Raw genomic sequence first — 17,123 nt, 5'->3', positions numbered from 1 at the left:
CGTTCAGGTGGAGGCTGGCGACATTACCGGTGGCTGAGGCAGATCGGACTCACCGGCCACCACTGTCCCGGTGGAGTCCAGCACGGCGAACGCCGGGTAGCCCTGCACGTTCAACGCGGTGGCGAGCGGCCCACCCGTCGGCGGCTCGATCACCACCCGCGCCACCGGAGCCAACCGCTCCCGGTAGGGCTGGACCTCCGCCGGCTCGCCGGCCAGCACGGCCAGCACCTGACCGCGCCCACCCGGGAAGGCCTCGGCGCGGGCGATGAACTCGGGCAGCCGCTCCTTGCAGGCACTACAGTCGGGCGAGAGCACCCCCACCAGCGTCTGCCCAAACAGCAGTTCCCGCGAGACCGGCTCCCCGTCAGTGGTGGTCGCCGCGAACTCGCCCACCCGCTCACCCGCACCGATCATCATGTCCATCGGCGGGCCCATAGCCGACAGGTCAGCCAGCTTTTCGGTGTGCTGCCGCAACCGACGGATCACCCCTACCGTCAGCACCAGGTTCAGCACCGCGACGACGCCAACCAGCACCACCAGCGCGATCAAAAACGCAGTCATCGCAACCTTCCAGATCATCACAACCGACGACCACCGGCTCCGTACGGCCCTGCCCGCAGGCGCCCGTCGGGCCTTCCTCATCGACGAACAGTCGCAGCAAGGTTGGCGGATGGGAGTTGAAGCCGGCTTGCGGCCGAATTGAATTCCCAGATCACCAGAGGTCTCGGTCGGTGCGGCGACAGCCGCCGCGGCGGGTCTCCCGTCCGCCCGCATCGTTGTCACACCCCGGTGACGCTAATTGTTCGAGGGGGTGTAGCTGCCGCAGTAGACAACCACGTACCGACCCACGTACCCGCCCGAGCAGACCAGCCTCCGGTGCTAGTCCAGTGATGACACGTTTCGCGAGTCGCTCGCGATATGAGCTAGCAACAGGTCGGCATGGAGGTATTGAGAAGGGCTCAAAGCGGAATTCAATTCGCTGCTCACCGGCGGTACCGGGGAGTCCAGCGACTCTGCCGGCGATGCCCCTCCAGCAACTGAGACATGATCCCTGATCCGCCACCGTCATGAGCTGTGGATTCAAGCCGGGAACAAGCATCCGTCAATCGGGATGCCGCAAACTGTGACGCCGGCGCAAGCGTCGTCCCACAGCAGCGCGCCCCCGAGTCGGCTGGCTGGGAAAAGCGCTGCCTAACCCTGAGGAGAAGCCCAGTTGTCACATTTATTCAACCGGTTCGCCGACCTGCTGCTTGAACGGCTGGCACCGCGCATGGCCGTCACCGCGGCAGCCCTGCCCAGGGGCTGCACCAGCCTCATTGGTCAGTCCTGCAAAAATGGGGCCTGCCGCCAGTGCGTCTGGACCTCGATGAACGCCAACATCTGCGGTGGTCGGAACGGAAAGTACTGCCGGACCTACACCCACCCGCCGGGTGGCAGGGCCCAGTGCACCGCCTGGACGTTCGCCGGCTGCTAATGGACTAGGTTCTGCTCGGCGCCGCCCACCACGACCCTCCTGGCGCCGAGCAGATCCTCCCGACCTGCGAACAGAGATGATGGCACGGGCCATGGAAAGTGGTTGTAGGAATGACGACGGTTCTGATCGCCGCGGCCGCTGCCGTCATGGCGCTCGGCGCGGTCGCCTGGTGGCTACGACAGCGCCTGCGGATCGTCACTGTGGCCGGCAACAGCATGCACCCGACCCTCGCCTCCGGCGACCGGCTGCTGGTCCGGCGTACCCGACTGACGCGGGTGCGGGTCGGTGACATCGTCGTGGTCGACCTCCACGATCCCGAACTCGGCGGCGCGCCTCCCGACGACGGACGCTGGCTCATCAAGCGGGCCGCCGCAATCCACGGCGACCCGGTGCCGGCGTCGGTCGCCACCGTCCTGTCGATCCCACCTGGCGCCCCGGTACCAGGCGGATCCCTCGTCATCATCGGCGACAATCTGGCCGCCAGCTACGACTCCAGGAACTTCGGGTACGTCTCGGCCGGACGGGTGTTCGGGGTCGCGGTACGACGCATCGGCTCGACCCGACGGGGGCTGTCGTCGAACCCGGCGACGGCCAAGTCGTTTGGGTACGGCACCGGCAATCGTCGAGTGGGCTGATGACACGCCGCCAGCGAAATCACCCGCACAAGTGCCGCTGGATCGGCAAGGTCGAAGCGAAGACGTTGATGTGGCGATCGGGCTGAGCGTCGGTCCACTGGGCAACGCACACGGATTCCTGGATCGACGCGGCGATCCCGGGCTTCCCCACCGCGTGGAAGCGCGCGGTGCGGAAGCTCGTGGCCAGTTCCTGATGGCCACCAAAGGTGCGTAGCGGCCAGCGCCGCCTCTGCAACCGTGGCGCACACCGACCGTTCACGCGGCGCGATCCCGTACAACTTCTACTTCGTCTGAGGCTCGGCGCGGAGGGTGCGGATGTCGGCGGTGGTGGGGCCGGCGGCGCCGGGTTGGGCGCAGGTCAAGCCGGCCACTGTGGCGGCGTTGCGAAGTAGGTCGCGCAGAGTTTCGGCGGGCAGGTCCGCGATGGTGTCGCGGCCGCGTGGGCCGAGCAGCCCGGACCGGTAGAGGCCGGCCAGGAGCCCGGCGGTGAAGGCGTCGCCGGCCCCGATGGTGTCCACGATGGTCACCGGCAGCGCGGCGACCCGGACGTTGCCGGTCCGGTTGAGGCCGTACGCTCCCCCGCCGCCGAGCGTCACGACGACCAGTGCCGGGCCGAGGGCGAGCCACCGCTGGGCGATCCGCTCCAGTGGCTGGCCGGGTAGCAGCCAGGCCAGGTCGTCCTGGCTGACCTTGACGACATCGACCAGGGATACGAGCCGTTCGACCAGGCTCAGTGCCCCTGCCCGGTCGCCCATGAGGTCGGGCCGGCAGTTGGGGTCGTACGAGAGCGTCGCCGTGCCGCGGATCCGTTCCCGGGCCAGCAGCGCCGCGACGGCTGTGGCGGACGGTGGTAGCCAGGAGGCGAGCGAGCCCGTGTGCAGGGCGACGGTGTCGGCGGGGAGGTGGTCTGGCAGGTCTCCGTCGCGCCACTGCCAGTCGGCCGTACCGGTGGTCCAGAAGTCGTAGGCGGCCTCGCCGTCGCCGCTGATCGTGGCGACGGCGAGGCTGGACGGCTCCTGCGCCGCGACGACCCCGCCGAGGTCGACGCCGTTGCCGGCCAGGTGCGCGCGGATCAGCCGGCCGAACGCGTCGGGGCCGATCCGCCCGTGCAGGGTGACCGGTATGTCGAGGCGGGCCAGATCGACCGCCACGTTGGCCGGGCTGCCGCCGGGGTGGGCGGTGAAGACCCGGCCGGATGTGTCGCCGACCAGGTCGACGAGTGCCTCCCCGACCACGCGTATGCGCGGTGCTGTGGGCGGGCTCACGGCAGTGCTCCGGCCAGGCGCCACACCGTGCACGCGGCGGCCTCGACCGCCGGGCCGGCCAGCGCCGTGATCGGGCCGCGGCCGGCGCTGGGCGGGTAGCAGCGGGCGGTGAGGCTCGCCTGGTCCGCGAGGTGTACCTCGCAGATGGTGCCGTCCAGGAAGATCCGCAGCTCGGCCTCGGTGAGCGGTCGGTGTCCGATGCCGGCGTGGTGGTGACCGTGCGGGGTGGTGAGCGTGAACCGGTGACGGTCGAGGTCCACCGCTACCGCCAGGCCCGGTCCCAGCTCCCACCGCGCCGTACCGGCCTCGCCGCTGATCCGGGCGGTGACCTCCAGCTGCCCGTGGTCGTGGGCGGGCAGGAGATGGCTGTGCCCGTGGACGGTGACCGGTCCGGCCAGCGGCGGTCCGGTGCGGAGCCGGTCGAGTTCGGGCGCCGGCACGGTGGTCAGGGCACCGTCGGTGAGCGTGGCGACGCGGGGCAGGCTGAGCGCGCCCACCCGGGGCAGTCGCCGCTGTGTCTCGGGCGGCAGGTGCTCCTGGATCCAGCCCCAGATCAGGGTGCGGCCGCCGGCGTCGACGGTCGCGGCCGGGGCGTACCAGGCGTCGCCGCCGTCCAGCCGGCCGCCGAGCTGCCCGTCGAACCGGCCCTCGGCTGCTTTGCCGACGAAGTACACGGCGTGCATGAGCGGGTGCGGGGCGTGCGGGTCCTGGGCACTGAGCACGAGGACGTCGCCGTCGTCGAAGCGGAGCAGTTGTGGGCACTCCCAGTGCTCGCCGAGGTCGGTGCCGTCCAGGTGCCGCGGCGCCTCGAAGAACACTCCGCCGTAGGTCCAGGACCGGGCGTCCGGCGAGTGGTAGACCAGTACGGTGCCGTGCCGGTCCGGGCCGATGGTGCCGGAGCCGAGCAGCAGGTGCCAGCCGTCGTCGTCCCGCCACAGGAACGGGTCGCGGTGGTAGCCGCTGCCCAGCGGGGCGGGTGGGCCGGCGACCAGCGGGTTGTCCGGGTCCTTGGTCCACTCCTTCAGGTCGGCTGAGCCGACCGCACGGCAGATCGACTCGACCCGCTCGTCGCCGTCGCCGACGACCCCGGTGTAGTAGATCGTCGGTCGCCCGTCGACGATCCGCGCGCACCCGGACCAGCAGCCGTCCCGGTCGGGGGCGTCCGGGTCCGGGCCGGGGGCGAGCGCCACGGGGTGGCGGGTCCAGGTCACCAGGTCGGTGGAGCTGACGTGCCCCCAGTGCGGCGGCCCCCACTCCGGCGCGGCCGGGTTGGCCTGGAAGAACAGGTGGTAACGGCCGTCCACGTGGATCGGTCCGTTGGGATCGTTGAGCCAGTTGCGGTCTGCGGTGACGTGGTACCGGGGCAGCCAGGTGTCGTCCGGCGCCAGGCTCATCGGCCGCCCGCCCGTACCCATTCGAGGACGACCACGCGGTCGGCCGGCGTGCGTACCTCGGCGACGCCCAGTTCGCCCTCGATCACCTCGACCTCGGCGACCAGCTCACCCTGCTCGTCGCGGCGTTGGCGGTACACGCCCCAGCCCTTGCCGTGGCACCAGAAGCTGGTGAAGTCGCCGGTCGCCTTCGGCGCGAACGTCATCACCCCGCCGGGCAGGTCCACGACGAACCCGAGCAGCGCGGTGAGGAGCGCGAAGCTGGACAGCGAGCGGCTGTAGTGGTGGCCGGCCTCGTTCTCGCTCCACGGGTTGCGCAGGAATCCGTCGTGCCGCCCGCGCACATACCGCACCAGGGTCAGCCCTTCCTCCACCAGGCCCTCGTAGATCAGGCTCGCCGCGACCTGGTACTCCACGCCGGTCCAGACCTCGTCGGAGTAGCCGAACGGGAAGCGCGGCCGCCCGCCCTCCGGCCAGCTGCACAGCACCAGGCCGGGTTCGTCGTTGAGGGCGTACACCCGCTGGACGGTGTGCACAGTGGACATCTGGTCGACAAGGTTGTTGGTGTAGATGGCGGACAGCGCCTGTCGGACGTGGTCGGCCGGCAGCACGTGGCCGAGGCCGGAGGCGTGCGCGAGGAACTGGCCGAGCAGCTGGTCGGAGTGGCAGCCGCGACCGAACTGGTAACGGTAGGCGTCCGGGTCGTCGAGGCGCTGCTCGTAGAAGGCGCCGTTCCAGCAGAGCCGGTCGAGGTTGGCCGCGGACCGTGTGGCCAGCGTGGTGTACCGCTCGGCCTTCGCCGGGTCGCCGGCGGCTTCGGCCATGACCGCGCAGGCCTTGAGCGCCGCGGCCATCAGGCTGCCCATCATCGCGTTGGGCCCGTAGAACTCGATGTCGTAGGTGTTGCTCTGCTGCCCGTCCGGTACGGCGTCTCCGTCGGTGTCCCAGCGGCGCAGCGCGTACTCCATCGCCCGGTCCACGCCGGGCCACAGGTCCCGCAGGAAGGCGTCGTCACCGCTGAGCCGCCACTCCCGGAAGACCCGGACAATGGCGCCGAGCTGTCCGTCGGCCGCAGGCACCATCTGCCATTTCGCCTCGCCAAGCGACTGCAGGGAACGGAACGGCAGGGCGCCGTCGGCGTCCAGCTCCCCTTGGAACTCGATCCGCCGCATCGTGCGTTCCAGTGCCGGGAACAGGTACGCGATGGTCTGCGCGTAGTTCCACACGTGGTTGACGTTGCCTTTGCCGCAGCCGACGTGGTCGCGGATGCCCTCCCAGCCGTAGAAATTGCCGTCCTCGGTCCAGAAGCAGGTGTGGCTGCGCACGACCGTGATGTTGTTGGCCACCGCCTCGATGACCTCGTCCGGCAGCGTGGAGCCGTAGAGCGCCTCGGTGAAATGGCGCGACCGGGCCTCCAGCGTGGGCAGGTCACGGTGCAGCCGTTGCATGACCTCCCACGCGTCGGCGTACTCGGTGGCGTAGTGGTTGCGGATCGTCGGGTACCGGCCGGCCGCGTGCGCGGCCAGCTCGTCGTCGACCTCGATCCAGCCCTTGGGCCGGTTCGGCACGTGCCAGGTGACCGCGAACTGGAACGTCGCCGTCTGCCCAGCCGGGATCGACTTCTCCACGGCGATCGAGCCGACCTTCTCGCGCAGCCGCAGGTAGCTGAAGTCGTAGAAGTTGTCCAGCTCGGAGCCGGGCGCATCGATGGTGCGGGAGTCGTCGAGCCGGCCGTCGGAGGCGAAGTCGTCCCAGAAGTCCTGGGCGTTGTCGGTCCACTGTCCCTGCAGCCAGGCGCGACGGAACGTCACGTTCTCCTCGTCAGTGGCGAACGCGATCGTGCCGAAGCGCTCCGAGGACGGGTCCAGGTCGGTCGTGTAGTGCAGGCCGCGGCAGTGCGGCGAGTCGCGACGCTCGTTCTCGACGTTGCCGTCCAGCTTGAGGTTGCCGAACACGTCGTACCCGGCGAACCCGAGCGCGTTGGCGAGCGAACCGACCAGCGACACGGTCAGGTCGGCGCCGGTCGGATTTTGCACGTGGTAGCGGATCACCGCCCCGGGGATGCCCGAGTCGCTCTCGTCGCCCGGCACGAACGGGGTGAACGCCTCCATGGTCACCCGTACCGGCAGCTCGTCGTCGCGGAACTCCACGTACACGAACGGATACGTCGACCACATCGTCGACTCGGCAAGGCGGGGCAGGCCGGCCAGCTCACCGTTGTAGTACCCGTGGGACTTGGCGTGCGGGCCGGGCAACCGCGCCTCCAGCACCCGCGTCACCGGCTCCGCGCCGGCGCCAACGACCCGAGCGGCGAAAAACGAGAACGGCAGATAGTTGCCCTTGCCGGGCCAGTTGAAGATTTCCCAGTCGCGCAACTCGCCGCGGGCACCGACCGAGACGTTCCCAGTGCCGATGCCGCCGAGCAGGAACGCGGCCTGGCTTGCGGTGCCGGGGTACGCGCGCACCCGGTCGCGAAACGTCGTGTTCAACAGGTTTCTCCTTGTATTCCTCGCGATGTCCGGTGCTCAGTCCTTCAGGCCCGACCGGGTGAAGCTCTCGACGATCCACCGCTGCCCGGCCAGGTACGCGATCAGCACCGGCAGCAGCGCCACGGTGACCGCGGCCAGTACCAGGCTGCTGCCCTGCCCGAACGGGGGCCGCAACGCCTGGATGCCCAGCGGGAGGGTCATCTCGCTGGTGGAGTTGAGGAACACCAGCGGCGTGAAGTACTCGTTCCACGACAGTGTGAAGACGATGATGGCCAGCGAAGCCAGCGCCGGCCGGGACAGCGGCAGCGCGATCCGCCAGAAGATCCGCAGCGGGCCGGCCCCGTCGAGCGTGGCAGCCTCGATGAGCGGGTCGGGAATGCCGCGGAAGAACTGCCGCATCATGAAGATGCCAAACGCCCCGGGCAGGCCGGGCGCGAACGCGCCCAGCAGCGCCGGCAGGATCAGCGCCCACGGCGAGTCGACCAGGCCCAGCTTCTGCATGATGACAAACAGGGGGATGATCGTCACCTGGATCGGCACCATGAGCGAGACCAGCAACAGTCCGAACAGGACGTTGCTGAACCGGAACGACACCTTGGCGAAGGCGTACCCGGCCATCGCACTGGTGGCCACGATCCCGAGCGTGCTCAGCCCCGAGATGACGAACGAGTTCTGCATGAACCGCAGGATCGGATAGTCCTGATTGGCCAACGCCTCGTAGGTGCTCAGGTCGAACGTGGTTGGCAGCCACTTCGGCGGCAGCGTCAGCGACTGGCCGATCGGCCGCAGCGAGGTCGACACCATCCACAGGAACGGCGCGAGCATCACCAGGCCGCCCAGCACGAGCAGCACGTTGACGGCTGCGGGGCCCAGGCGCCTAGTCATAGCTCACCCACCGGCGCGCCGCGCGGAACTGGATCAGCGTCACCAAAGCGATGACCACCAGCAGCGTCACCGACACCGCCGAGGCGTAGCCGAAGTCGAACGACTTGAAGCCCTTCTCGTAGATGTACATGACCACGCTGCGGCTCGCGTCGCCCGGACCGCCGTTGGTCAGCACCACGATCGAGTCGAACACCTTCAGCGCGCCGATCAGGTACAGCGTCGTGACGAAGAAGACCTGGGGGGTCAACAGCGGGAACGTGACCCGCCAGAACCGCTGCCACGCATTCGCCCCGTCCACCATCGCCGCCTCGCCGTAGTCCGGCGGGATGCTCTGCAGGCCGGCGAGCAGGATCAGCATCGCCAGCCCCGCGTTCTTCCACACGTCGAGCACCACGATCGACGGGATCGCCCAGGCGGAACTGGACAGCCACGGCACCGGGCCGAGGCCGAGCTTGTCCAGGTAGTAGTTGAGGATGCCGTTGTCGGTCTGGAAGAAGAACTGCCAGATCAACGCCACGAAGATGAGCCCGACAAGGGTCGGGAAGAAGAACGCCGACCGGGCGAACTGCCGCACCGGCCCCGGCATACGGCGGTTGAGCAGCACCGCCAGCCCCAGTCCGACGCCGACGTTGAGCGGCACGGCCAGCAGCGTGAACAGCGCCGTATTGAGGTACGTGCGGTGCAGCCGGCTGTCGCCGGCAAGGGCCGCGTAGTTGTCCGCGCCGGTGAACTGCGGCGAGGTGAGCAGCGAGTACTCGGTGAAGCTGTAGTAGACGGTCAGGATCAGCGGTACGAGGACGAAGACGACGAACCCGATCGTCGCCGGCGCCACCAGGGCGACGCCGACCCAGCCGTTACGGCGCTGGCTCACCGGATCGCCGTTCGAAGCTCCGCGTCGGCCTGCTTGAGCCCGTCGGCCGGGGACACTTCGCCGATGACGATCCGCTCGAGGTAACGCATGGTGATCCGCTCGAGGTCGTTGAAGAACACCGGCGCGGCGACGGGGCGGCTGTCCTCGGCCATCGACAGCAGGTATTTCAGTGCCTCGTTGCCGGCCGGCGAGCCGCTGTCCGGCAGCACATCGGCGTAGACCGGGATCTGCTGGCCGATCGCCGCGATCTCGGTGATGGTGGTGGTGCCGACCAGTTCGCCGATCGCCGCCGCCGCCAGCGAAGCGTCCGCCTTCGGGCTGATCCCCCAGCCGGCGCCGCCGAACACTGTGGTGTGCGCGACCTTCTTCGGCCACCGTACGGCCGCGAAGTCGGCGAAGTTGGCCTGTTTCCAGGTCGGGATCGGCCACCGGCCGGCGCCGATCATCGCGAACTTCCCGGCGGCGAACTGGGCGTACACGTCGACGCTCGTTGGGTCCGGGGATACCTTGTGCACGCGCACCAGGTCGTGGACGAACGTGACGGCCTCCACGAACGCCGGATCGGTCAGCCGCGACTCGCGGTAGTCGTCGCTGACCGGGTACGCCCCGTTGGTCAGCCACCACGGATGCAGCTGGAAGAACCCCCACGGCATGCCGAAGCCGAACGTGCCGCCGCCTGTGAAGCGCTTGGCCAGCGCCAGAAAGTCGTCCCAGGTCCAGTCCGGGCTCGGCAGCGGTATGCCCTGGTCGGCGAACATCTTCGTGTTGCAGTAGATCACCATCGTCTGCCAGCCGTTGGGCACCGCGTAGAGTTCACCGTCCACAGTGAACGCCTCGCGAAGGCTGGCCGGCATCTTCTCCAGCAGCCCGGCGACCTCGCCCTCGCCCAGCACCGGCCCCAGCGGCATCAGCAGTTTCTTGTCGACCGCCAGCCGCGTACCTTCTACCGCCATGTTGATCAGGTCCGGCGGGGAACCGCCGGCGATCTGCACCGCGAGCTTGTCCGCGTAATCCGCCCACGAGGTGACCGGCGTGATGTTGTTCTCGGCCGTGATGCCCGACCGTGCCGCCTCGAACCGGTCGAACGCCTGGTCGTAGACCTTCCCCTCCTCGGCGCTTCCCCAGTTGTAGACACGCAGCCGGGACGAGTCGGAGGCGTCGTCGCCACCGCAGCCCGACAGCATGGCCGCCGCCGGGCCGCCGAGCACGGCCGCGCCCAGCCCGAACCTGAGCAGGCTCCGTCGCGAAAACTCCCCCTGCATCATGATCATTTCCTTTCGGTTGTGCTGTGATCGCCGCCGCAGGAGGCCCGCCATCTCAGCTCGGGCGGCAGGACGACCGCCTCCGCAGGGCGGTCCGGGTCATCGATGCGGCGAAAGAGCAGCTCCGCCGCTGCCCGGCCGATTCGGTCGGTGGGCTGAGCGGCGACCGTCTGTGGCCGGTCGAGCAGTTGGAACAGCGGCAGGTCGTCGAAGCCCACAACGGCCACGTCGTCCGGCACCCGCCGGCCCGAGTGCCGCAACGCCAGCAGGACGCCCTGGGCCAGCAGCCCGTTGCCGCAGAACAGGGCGGTCGGCGGGTCGGCGGCCGAGAGCATGTCCAGGGCGAGCCGCCCGGCCAGCTCCATCGTCCCGGCCGTACCGATGGCGTCGCGCAGCTGCCCCTCACCCACCACCAGGCTCGCGCCCGCGACGGCCGCGACCGCCTCCTGACAGCCAGCCAACCGCTCCCGGCTAGGAGTCGCCGCGGTCGTGCCTACGATGACGCCGATCCGGCGATGGCCGTGCGCCAGCAGATCCTCGACCAGCGCGACCGCGCCCGGCCGGTTGTCCAGCAGGACGCTGTCGAACGTGCCGTCCCCCACCTTTCGGTCGACGGTCACCGTGGGGATTCCCGCCTCGACGAGCTGGCCAAGCGGACCGAGCTCCTCTGTCGACGGCGCCACGATCACGCCGGCCACCCGCTCACCCACCAGCAGGTCCAGGTACAGATCCTCCTGGGCCAGGTCCTCGTCTGTGTTGCACAGCAGGACGGCGTGCCGGTGCTCGGCCGCCACGTCCTCCACCGCGCGGGCGATCGCCGCGAAGAACGGGTTTTCCACATCGGAGACGACCAACCCGATCGCATCCGAACGCTGCCGCCGCAGAGCGCGGGCCGCCCGGTGCGACCGGTAGCCCAGCTCCTGCGCAGTCTCCCGCACGTGCTCGACCAGTTCCGGCCGGACGAAGCCACCCGCGCCGGAGAGCACACGCGAGACGGTGGCGGTCGACACGCCCGCAGCGCGAGCAATGTCCCGATAAGTGACCACCATGCCTCCCGAGCTGGGCGTAATCCATTACGTAATGGATTACATGGTGCGTCGCCCGCCCCGACGTGTCAAGCAGATGTCCGGCGGATTTCCTGGCCACCGCCCCGGCCACTTCCCCACCGGGCGACCACCTGAAGCGCACTGCGGTGGGCGTCGACGGTGGCCCTCGACGCCCACCGCACGCGGGGCAGGACGCGGGTGCGCTCGTAGATGACGGCCAGGTCGTTGTAGACGAGGCGTAGGCCGTCATCGGCGGTACCGACGACCGAGATTGCCGGCGCGTTGGCAGAGCCAAAATGCGGCTCCCTGTAGTCGGTAAGTGGACGAAGCGTCCATGCTCGACCTGATCCTGGCCAACAAGCTGGTCAAGGCCATCCCGCGCCGCGCGGTCCATGACCTTCGATGGCTCCACAGCTGAGCCCTGTCACACGAGAGACGGAGCACCCGCGCGACACAATCCGCAGGATGGAAGCCGCAGGCCACCGCGATGCAGGCTCCGGTAACTTTGATCCCCGATGGGCCGCTAGCTCAATTGGCAGAGCTGAGGACTTTTAACAGTGCCGAGATCCTCAGCACGACCGGCCTTTTCCTGCGAGAACGAGATCCGTCTGTCCACGGTGGATTTGGGGTGCTCGGTGGGTGCTCCGATTGACAATCGGACATTCGGTTCTAAATTAGGCCAGATTACCGCATGCGCAAGGTGGTCGCGCAACTACAGTGCGACATAGTCGCAGGTCAGAGGGTGGGCCGCCGGGGACTCGAACCCCGAACCTAAGGATTAAAAGTCCTCAGCTCTGCCAATTGAGCTAGCGGCCCGTCACGATCACGATACCTGTCCACCGGAACGGCCTTGCGTCTAGTGGGCCAGGTTGAGTATGCGCTGGTCAGGGGGGCGATAGCAAAAGACATCGAGGACCGTAAGATCGTAGATAAGGCCGGAGTCCAGACGCGCGGGCAAGAATCCGTCCAGCGCCGGAACACACGAGCACCCACGGAGCACCCCAATCGCCACACAGGGCGCGTCGGACGTGGACGCTCATCGGCAGGATCTGGGTATTGCCGTCTCCGGGCCCCGGCCACGTTCGATGTGCGCCACTCTTGCGCCCTACTGGGTGGACTGCTGATCGGCATGCTCGGTGCCGCGGTGCTTGCCGTCGGCACCGGAGGCTACGGCGTCGGCGCGTTCGGGCGGCGGACCGAGACGATCACCCGGATCGACTGCCACCAGCAGCGCGTCTAGGAGGGCGGCCGGGTCTGGCACTGCTTCGGCCAGAGGCCCGCCCCGGATCGCGGGCGAACGACGAAGCGGATTGGCGGGCGACGGTGGAACGGATCGTTGCCAACCCGGATCGCCGCGGCCAGCCGAGCCGAGACGGCAGAACCGGCTCACCTTCGCCGGGCGCGACGGGCAGGACGTTCCCGAACAGATCGCCGCACCCATCTGCCGGCGCTCGGCGGTCGCTGGATCGCACACTCCGCCGGCATCTGCACGACGGCGTCGTGCTCATGCTCGCCGGTGTGCCGGTCGCCGAGCCATACGAGCGATGCCTAGAGTGCGCGGCCGCGACTGAAGTCTACGAGCGCGGCCAGATGCTCCGGGCCTGCTGCACCGGCGGACGGTGCATCTCGATGACCACGGCCCCTCCGCGGAGTTCGTGCTGCCATCGCATATGCGATTCTCGACGAGGTGTCCCGCTGGTGCGAGATGTCAACCAGATGTCAACTGTCTGGCGAACATCTCGCGCGTAGTCTTGCCCTGGTCGCCAAATCGTCAAGCGGATCGATCTACCAACACCACACCGGCGTGAACCCGCCAATGTCAGTGTTCGGCAGTGAGTCGCGCTGGCAGGACTTCGCAGGAGGTTTCGTGAGCAAGTACGTCATCACTGTCGCGTCGGACGACGGCGCCGTTGAGGGGATGGCGCGGACCACCATGCGCGTCGATCTCGCCAGCGGGGAGCCGCTGATCACCGAGTTGGTCGTTAGCCCATTGGATGGTGGTGGGCTTACCCCTTCTGATTTGCCTGCAATCGACCTGGGGCTACTCATCCGTGCACTTGCTGCGCCAGGATCGCTTCAGAGTCTGCCTCGGGAACAGGCGGCGACGGTGCCGACGATCGGCCAGCCGCTTGCACCGCCGCGTGCCCAAGTGGCCCTCGGAGCGGCGCCGGTGTCCGGTCGAAGCCGTCGGGCAGCGGCTGTCGTCTCATCCACGACAAGGAAGTCCCGCGGTACGGCCGCTCCGGCTGACACGCAGGCTAGCCGGAAGCGACAGGCTGCCCCGTCGACCGCTGCGGTCCGAAGTTCCGCGGCTGGGGCCGCGACCCGCGAGTACCGGCGGATGCCGGACGCGGAGCAGGTCATGGATGTCTACCGTCGGGCGGGGAGCCTCTCGGGGGTCGCTGAGCACTTCGGAGTGCCGCGGCATACCGTTGCCGGCTGGGCTCGCCGCCTGCGGGGTATGGGCCACGCGATCGGCCGTGCCGCATAGGCATTTACGTGGGGATCAACGCCCTCGGCTGTCAGGACGGTCCGGTAATGCCAAGTCCATACTGATGTGCAAGGCTCACCGGGCGGGCTCGCGACGGACACCGAGCGAGGTGTTCAATGGTCCGGTGCCATCAACGCCGCGAGAGAACGGTGCCTAGGGATGCATGCTGGCTTTGCCGATCGTGGTGATCAACGTGCCTCGGCCGCCCGGATCTACAACTACATGATCGGCGGCGACTTCAACTTCGCCGTCGACCGGGAAGCGGCCGAGCAGGTGCTTACAGTGCTGCCGTTGACTCAGTCGATCGCGCTCGCCAACCGGGCGTGGATCGGCCGGGCGGTGAGGCATCTGACCCGGCTGGGCTTCCGTCAGTTCTTGGACGTGGGCTCAGGTGCGCTGCCCACAGTCGGAAACGTGCACGAGGTCGCCCAGGGGGTGGCTGCGGGCTGCCGTGTGGTCTATGTGGACAACGACGCGGCGGCGGTCATGTACAGCCAGGAAAAAGTGGCCGAGAACCCGTCTGTGACCGCGGTCATCGGTGATCTGCTTCGTCCTGACGACCTCTTACGCGAGTTGGAGACGCCGGAACTGCGTGCCTTGCTCGATCCAGATCAGCGGACGGCGGTGATCCTGGCGGCCGTGCTGCATTTCGCCCCTGACGACGAGCAGGCGTATGCCGCCGTGCGGCGACTGTGCGATCCTCTGCCCCCAGGCAGCGCGCTCGTCATCTCGCATGCTGCGGTCGAGGGGTTGAACACGGCTGGCGTCGCGGCGGGTTCCAAGGTCTACGAGCAGAAGACCACAACTCCGGGCCGGCCCCGGACACGCGACCATATCCTCCGGTTCTTCGACGGTTTCGACCTTGAAGACCCAGGTTTGGTGTGGGGTCCCGAGTGGAGGCCGTCACCGTCGGATCCCACGGAACTCGTCGATGATCCAATGCGATCTGGCCTGCTGGTCGGTGTTGGCATCAAGCGGTGACCCTTGCACGCTGACACGTTGTGGGGCAACGGTCGGCACAAGAGTTACCTGGGTAACACCCCTGGTAGCGCCACACAACGCACCGTTGGTCAACGGTCATCAGAACTTGGCTCTGGCACCGTCTCGGTATGCTGTTTGTGATCTTGGTGGCTGTTAGAACGGCCTGGGGCGCCTCGTTATAGGCATTGACGCCGTCTCGGTGCTGGGGTTGTGAATGCCGATGGGTCGTGGCGCTGGTTCAGCTGTCACGGGTGGAGACGGCTCGGGCGGCGTGGGCGGCGAGCCCAATGGGCACGCTGTCGGCGTACAGGTGAAAGTGTCCAGCCGCGTACACCAGAACGTGTCCAGTCGGTCGTACCCACAAGACCTGCGCTCCGACCGCCGTCGATCGACTCTTGTCTCTTCGTCGTTAGCGGTCGTCGGGCATGGGCGGGCGGGGTCTCGAGCCTCCGACGGGCGAACGTGTGCACCCGAGACCTGGCGTGAGAGCGACAGGCAGCGAGCGGGGTTGCTCGGTAGCAAGCCGACCCGCACCGCAGCCGCGAAGCGGCGAGGAGCGGCAGCGGCGCGGTAGCGCCTTTGACCCAGCTCGGCATCGACATGCCTCGTTCCGGATCCGGCGCCGCCTGGACGCGTTCACGCGTACTTACCTGCGCACGTTGGCGAGTACGCCGACACACGCCTCCGAAGTTGACGCTGGACCGCCTGCAGGCGGCCACCTTGATCGGTCGCCCGAGATCGCGCCACCCCGTGCCACAACGGCCGCGGATACACGACCGCTGGCTCCTACCGGCGCAACGTACTGTGTTCGGGTGGAGACACTCGAGTCAGGACTTTCACGCCGCGGTCGGATTCTCGCGGGTGAGGAAGAGTACGGCGATCACCCGAGTCCCGTGGACGCCGCTGATACATATGCCCTCGATCACCTGCGTGACTTGATAGCGGAAGCGGTCCGCCGCAACTCCGATGTCAAGCTCGATGGAACGGACCTTGTGCTCATAAGCATCACAGGTCGCTCACCGATGTCCACAGTGGTCGCCTACGACGTGCTACGGCCACGTCGACTCTTGGTGATCCACTCTGGCAGGGGCGAGGAGGCTGTCAATGTGATCGGCGACTACCTGGTTGGTCCGGGTCGCCTGAGGCATTCCGAGTTCTTCCATAACCATGTAGACGCCACAGATCCACGGGTTGTGTACCAAACAATCAAGGACTTCCTCTCACGTCCTGACATTTCCCGTGATCGTGTGATCCTCAATATTACCGGCGGCAACAAAGTCATGAGCGCCGCCGCAGCGCTCGCAGCGTGGCAGCTCGATCTGGAACTGTGCTACGTCGAGGTCGAGCCGGACCCTGCAACGGGACACATCCGGCCCGAGACTCAACGGCTTCTCCTGTTGGACAACCCCATCAGCATCTTCGGAGACCAGGAGATGGTCCGCGCTGCGGAACTTCTACGAGCTGGCGCATTCGACATTGCGAGCAAGAGATATCAGGATCTGAGCGACCGGCTGGCCAGCCCAAGCGTAGCCAGATTCTGGAAGGCGGTGAGCGATCTTTACAAGGCGTGGTGTGACCTGGCGTTGGCTGACCTACCCGCGCTCGCTGACCGCGTGGAGGACTTGCTCAACAGCTACAGGGAGCCGTTGTCGCCGGCAACTACATCCAGGATTCGGCAACAAGTCGCCTTCTTGCGGCGGCTGGACGACTCGACAGAGAGCCGGCTCAACTTGATCCTGGGACTTCATATCCTCGGTGGCCACTATTCACGGCTCGGGCGGAATGACTTCGCGGCATTACTCTACTACCGGGCGATCGAAGGCTGCCTAGCTTGGCGTCTTGAGGAGACCCGAGGATTCCTCTGTGACTCGCCGGACTACACATTGCTCGGCGATGACATCGAGAGTGGCTACGCTGCTCTGTCTATCGGATCTCCCGAGGATGACACCGGATTGCCGTCCAAGGTAAGCCTCGTCACGGCAGCGAGACTGCTCGCGTGCACGGACGACGACTTCGCAAAACAGGCGGGATTGACAAGCCAGAGAGCGATCCGAAACCTGGCCGACCTGACAGCGGCGCGGAACAAGTCAGTCTTGGCCCACGGCTTCAAGCCGATTGACGTTGAATCGTCCGAGAAGCTTGGGAGCCGCGCCTTCTTCTACCTCAAGAAGATTTGGGAGCTACATCGGCCGGGTGAAGACCTCGAGGACCTGAGAAAACACCTGGCCTTTGTTGTTCCGCCAGAGAGCGGTGACTCAATGGCTAAGGAGCAATAGGCAGAGAAGGCGGAAACTCGCAAGGTGCGCGTTCCCGACCTCCGAACGCCTTCCACT

Annotated in this window: 11 protein-coding genes and 1 tRNA gene; 3 read left to right on the top strand and 9 right to left on the bottom strand. The window is 67.6% G+C overall.

From position 1 onward, the window contains the following. Nucleotides 1-3: 3 nt before the first annotated feature. Nucleotides 4-582, bottom strand: coding sequence for a TlpA disulfide reductase family protein (locus ACFFIA_RS27490; RefSeq protein ID WP_377255738.1), 579 nt, complete (start codon nt 580-582; stop codon nt 4-6). A gap of 1,002 nt (nt 583-1,584) precedes the next feature. On the opposite strand from ACFFIA_RS27490, the gene ACFFIA_RS27485 reads away from it, so the two are divergent. Further along, complete coding sequence (locus tag ACFFIA_RS27485; RefSeq protein ID WP_377255736.1) at nt 1,585-2,109, top strand: S26 family signal peptidase; 525 nt, start codon at nt 1,585-1,587, stop codon at nt 2,107-2,109. Nucleotides 2,110-2,390: 281 nt separating this feature from the next. Here ACFFIA_RS27485 and ACFFIA_RS27480 read toward each other — a convergent pair whose 3' ends face one another. From ACFFIA_RS27480 to ACFFIA_RS27445, 8 genes are all read right to left on the bottom strand, one after another. After that, a complete protein-coding gene (locus ACFFIA_RS27480) occupies nt 2,391-3,374 on the bottom strand; it encodes a carbohydrate kinase family protein (protein ID WP_377255733.1) in 984 nt (327 codons plus the stop codon). Then, entirely contained in the window at nt 3,371-4,768 is a 1,398-nt protein-coding gene (locus ACFFIA_RS27475) for a glycoside hydrolase family 32 protein (protein WP_377255730.1), read from the bottom strand. The genes ACFFIA_RS27480 and ACFFIA_RS27475 overlap by 4 nt, the downstream gene beginning before the upstream one ends. Continuing rightward, the gene (locus tag ACFFIA_RS27470) at nt 4,765-7,254 is read right to left on the bottom strand and encodes a GH116 family glycosyl-hydrolase (protein WP_377255728.1); all 2,490 of its coding nucleotides are present in this window, start codon (nt 7,252-7,254) and stop codon (nt 4,765-4,767) included. The genes ACFFIA_RS27475 and ACFFIA_RS27470 overlap by 4 nt, the downstream gene beginning before the upstream one ends. Nucleotides 7,255-7,290: 36 nt before the next feature. Then, entirely contained in the window at nt 7,291-8,139 is an 849-nt protein-coding gene (locus tag ACFFIA_RS27465; protein WP_377255726.1) for a carbohydrate ABC transporter permease, read from the bottom strand. Continuing rightward, nucleotides 8,132-9,010: a carbohydrate ABC transporter permease gene (locus ACFFIA_RS27460; RefSeq protein WP_377255724.1), complete on the bottom strand. Its 879-nt coding sequence runs from the start codon at nt 9,008-9,010 to the stop codon at nt 8,132-8,134. Before ACFFIA_RS27460 ends, ACFFIA_RS27465 begins: the two co-directional genes overlap by 8 nt. After that, entirely contained in the window at nt 9,007-10,275 is a 1,269-nt protein-coding gene (locus ACFFIA_RS27455; RefSeq protein ID WP_377255721.1) for an ABC transporter substrate-binding protein, read from the bottom strand. The genes ACFFIA_RS27460 and ACFFIA_RS27455 overlap by 4 nt, the downstream gene beginning before the upstream one ends. Before the next feature lie 2 nt (nt 10,276-10,277). Next, nucleotides 10,278-11,321 carry a LacI family DNA-binding transcriptional regulator gene (locus tag ACFFIA_RS27450; protein WP_377255718.1) on the bottom strand — a complete coding sequence of 348 codons (1,044 nt, stop codon included), beginning with the start codon at nt 11,319-11,321 and terminating at the stop codon, nt 10,278-10,280. 740 nt (nt 11,322-12,061) lie between these two features. Then, nucleotides 12,062-12,134: transfer RNA gene (locus ACFFIA_RS27445), tRNA-Lys, on the bottom strand. Nucleotides 12,135-13,968: 1,834 nt separating this feature from the next. On the opposite strand from ACFFIA_RS27445, the gene ACFFIA_RS27440 reads away from it, so the two are divergent. Both ACFFIA_RS27440 and ACFFIA_RS27435 read left to right on the top strand, forming a co-directional pair. After that, a complete protein-coding gene (locus ACFFIA_RS27440) occupies nt 13,969-14,790 on the top strand; it encodes an SAM-dependent methyltransferase (protein WP_377255715.1) in 822 nt (273 codons plus the stop codon). An 812-nt stretch (nt 14,791-15,602) separates the two neighbouring features. Then, nucleotides 15,603-17,066, top strand: a complete 1,464-nt coding sequence (locus tag ACFFIA_RS27435) for a TIGR02710 family CRISPR-associated CARF protein (RefSeq protein WP_377255712.1) — start codon at nt 15,603-15,605, stop codon at nt 17,064-17,066. Nucleotides 17,067-17,123 lie beyond the last annotated feature (57 nt).

The organism is Phytohabitans kaempferiae (genome assembly GCF_042433955.1).
Lineage (GTDB): Bacteria > Actinomycetota > Actinomycetes > Mycobacteriales > Micromonosporaceae > Phytohabitans > Phytohabitans kaempferiae.
The sequence above is the reverse complement of the archived record's forward strand: the minus strand, read 5'-3'. Positions and strand labels throughout refer to the sequence as shown.

Coding starts and splice junctions, on each gene's coding strand:
- ACFFIA_RS27440 (WP_377255715.1), top strand. CDS start 13,969: ATGCATGCTGGCTTTGCCGATCGTGGTGATCAACGTGCCTCGGCCGCC.
- ACFFIA_RS27465 (WP_377255726.1), bottom strand. CDS start 8,139: ATGACTAGGCGCCTGGGCCCCGCAGCCGTCAACGTGCTGCTCGTGCTG.
- ACFFIA_RS27475 (WP_377255730.1), bottom strand. CDS start 4,768: ATGAGCCTGGCGCCGGACGACACCTGGCTGCCCCGGTACCACGTCACC.
- ACFFIA_RS27450 (WP_377255718.1), bottom strand. CDS start 11,321: ATGGTGGTCACTTATCGGGACATTGCTCGCGCTGCGGGCGTGTCGACC.
- ACFFIA_RS27455 (WP_377255721.1), bottom strand. CDS start 10,275: ATGATGCAGGGGGAGTTTTCGCGACGGAGCCTGCTCAGGTTCGGGCTG.
- ACFFIA_RS27485 (WP_377255736.1), top strand. CDS start 1,585: ATGACGACGGTTCTGATCGCCGCGGCCGCTGCCGTCATGGCGCTCGGC.